Here is a 2,651-nt window from a genome sequence, read left to right as displayed (position 1 = left end):
CACCCCCACCGGCCACACCCCGCACCCCACGCACTCGCCGAGCCACCCGGGTGAGCTGCCCGACACCGGCTCCCGGGGCGGCGAATGGATCATCGGGTCCATCGCGGCCGCGCTGGTCGCCGTCGGCGGCACGGTTCTCGTGGCCACGCGCAGGGCTCGTCGCCGCACCTTCTAGCAGGCACGAAGCACCGCCCGCTAGCGTGGTTCGATGACCGAACCGCTGCTGCACCTGGCCGAAGCACCTCTCTGGGAGGCGGCCCGCGGGACAGGGACGTACGAGATGTCCACCCGCGGCCGCACCCTCCAGGAGGAGGGCTTCATCCATCTCTCGCTGCCCCACCAACTCCCCGGTGTGGCCCGGATGCTGTACGGGGACGACGACGGGGACCTCGTGGTCCTGGTCGTCGACCCCGCGCGCCTCGCCGACCCCGTCCGGTACGAGGCGATGAAGCCCGGCGGCGAGGAGTTCCCGCACCTGTACGGACCGCTCCCGGTGGGCGCGGTCGTGGAGGTGCGGCCCTGGGACGGAGGACGACGAGAGGAAGACGAACCCCAGTGATCGGCCCCCTCATCGCGGTGACCGGAGCGACCGGAGCGGTCGGCGGCCGGGTCGCCCGACGGCTGGCCCGGACCGGCGTGCCCGTGCGGCTCCTCGGCCGCGACCCCGCCCGGCTGCCCGACCTGCCCGGCGCCGACCACGCGCCCGCCGCCCGCTACGGCGACGCGGAGGCCATGCGCCGGGCCCTCGACGGGACCCACACGCTGTTCCTGGTCTCCGCCCACGAAAGCCCCCAGCGGGTCCGCGAGCACACCACGGCGATCGACGCCGCCGTGGCGGTGGGCGTGGAGCGGATCGTGTACGTGTCCTTCCAGGGGGCCGCGCCCGACGCCACGTTCACCTTCGCCCGGGACCACTGGGACACCGAGGCCCACATCCGTACGGCCGAGGTCCGCCACACCTTCCTGCGGGACAACTGGTATCTGGCGGGACTGCCCGCGATGACCGGGACCGACGGGGTGCTGCGCGGTCCGGGCGGCGACGGCCGGGTGGCGGCCGTCGCCCACGAGGACATCGCCGACGCGGCGACGGCCGTGCTGCTGGACGAGGGCACGGACCACGACGGCCGGGTCCACGACCTCACCGGACCCGAGGCGTTCACCCTCGCCGAGGCGGCCGGTGAACTGGGCCGGGTCACCGGGCGACCCGTCGTCTACGTCTTCGAGACCCGCGAGGAGGCCTACGCCTCCCGGGCCGGCTACGGGGCGGAGGACTGGGAGGTCGCCGGCTGGGTCACCTCGTACGAGGCCATTGCCCAGGGGGAGCTGGCCGCCGTCTCCGACGCGGTGCCCACGCTCACCGGGCACCCGGCGAAGAGCTTCGCGCAGTTCCTGGTGGAGAACCCGGACAGCTATCGTCACCTGCTGCCGGGTGGCTGACCGGCACCCGGCCGACGGCTGACCGGCGCCTGGTCGACGCGGACCGGACGGCCCCCCGCGGGGCACGCCGCGCTCAGCGCCACGGAATGTGACGCCACGGACTGCCCTCGCTCTCCGCCAGCAGACGGTGGGCGAGGACGTTCTTCTCGTAGAACGGCCCGTACTCCTCCTCGTCGAACCGCAGCACCCGCCCCAGCGAGTAGCCCGCCGAGAACTCCTCCCAGGAGCGGTGGGCCGACTTGCTCAGCGCCCCCGCGTAGACGATCGCCTGCTCCGCGTCGGCCGGGGCGCAGTAGCGCGCCGCCAGCCCCCAGCGCGCCAGGTTCACCGCCCGCCCGTAGTCGTACGCGACCGTCGTGTGCACCCGGCCGTCCGGGGGCAGCAGCCCGTCCGCGCGGAACCGGGCCTCGTAGCGCATGATCCGGCGCACCAGTTCCTCGATGCCCTTCACCGTGCCCGGGTCCGCCCCCAGGTCCTGGGCGTGGCCGGCCGCGGTCTCGCGCCACAGGTCGGCCGAGGGCAGCTCGCCGAGCGCGGAGGCCAACTGGTCGCGGGTGCGCAGGACGAAGTCCGGTTCCGGCGGGCTGTTACGGGCCTCCAGCAGGGTGTCCAGCTGCTTGCGCCACTCCGCGTGGCCGGTGATGCCCCAGGACTCGCGGAGCAGGTCGCGCTCGGTTGCGTACTCGCGGTAGACCGTGCCGACCTCGTTCCACGGCACCGCGTTCCCGATCGCCAGATGCGCCCCGCAGGCCAGTCCGTACGCCAGCGGCCCGTGCAGCGCGCCGTGGCGCAGCGCGAGCAGCCGGTTCTCCGGGAGGCGGTCGTTCTCCGCGTACGCGCGCTGCCACAGCGCCAGGTCCATCGGGCCGGTGGGCAGCAGCAACTGCCCGGGCGTCCCCACGTTCACCCCCAGCAGCACCCGCGGGTCGGACCAGCCGAACTCGGCCGCCCAGCGCAGCGAGACCCCGTGGAAGACCCAGTCCGGATGCCAGGCCGGAAGCATGCCCCGGGTGAGCACCGGCCGGCAGACGAAGCCGGCCGGGTCGTGGTGCGCGCGCCAGGTGATGGTGTCCGGCTTCGCGTCCACCTCGGCGCGCGGGGCCGGGATGTACAGCTCGGCCCCGGCGAGCGCCGCCAGTTGGGCGCGGACGTCGCCGCGCAGCGCCGCCTCGTGGAGGAGCTGCTCGGTCTCGGACGGCGGGATCCAGGGGGCG

General features: G+C 74.5%; 3 protein-coding genes. 2 read left to right on the top strand and 1 reads right to left on the bottom strand.

Annotated elements, in window-relative coordinates:
- Positions 1-208: 208 nt before the first annotated feature.
- Complete coding sequence (locus HET64_RS38105; RefSeq protein ID WP_215111799.1) at positions 209-559, top strand: DUF952 domain-containing protein; 351 nt, start codon at positions 209-211, stop codon at positions 557-559.
- The gene (locus HET64_RS38100) at positions 556-1,437 is read left to right on the top strand and encodes an SDR family oxidoreductase (RefSeq protein WP_215111798.1); all 882 of its coding nucleotides are present in this window, start codon (positions 556-558) and stop codon (positions 1,435-1,437) included. Before HET64_RS38105 ends, HET64_RS38100 begins: the two co-directional genes overlap by 4 nt.
- A gap of 73 nt (positions 1,438-1,510) precedes the next feature.
- Here HET64_RS38100 and HET64_RS38095 read toward each other — a convergent pair.
- Positions 1,511-2,651 (bottom strand): DUF1266 domain-containing protein (locus HET64_RS38095; RefSeq protein WP_215111797.1); only part of this gene is annotated, 1,141 nt, incomplete at its 5' end.

The organism is Streptomyces sp. McG3, from assembly GCF_018619185.1.
GTDB lineage: Bacteria > Actinomycetota > Actinomycetes > Streptomycetales > Streptomycetaceae > Streptomyces.
Note: the sequence above shows the minus strand (reverse complement) of the source record. Positions and strands in the feature narration are given on the sequence as shown.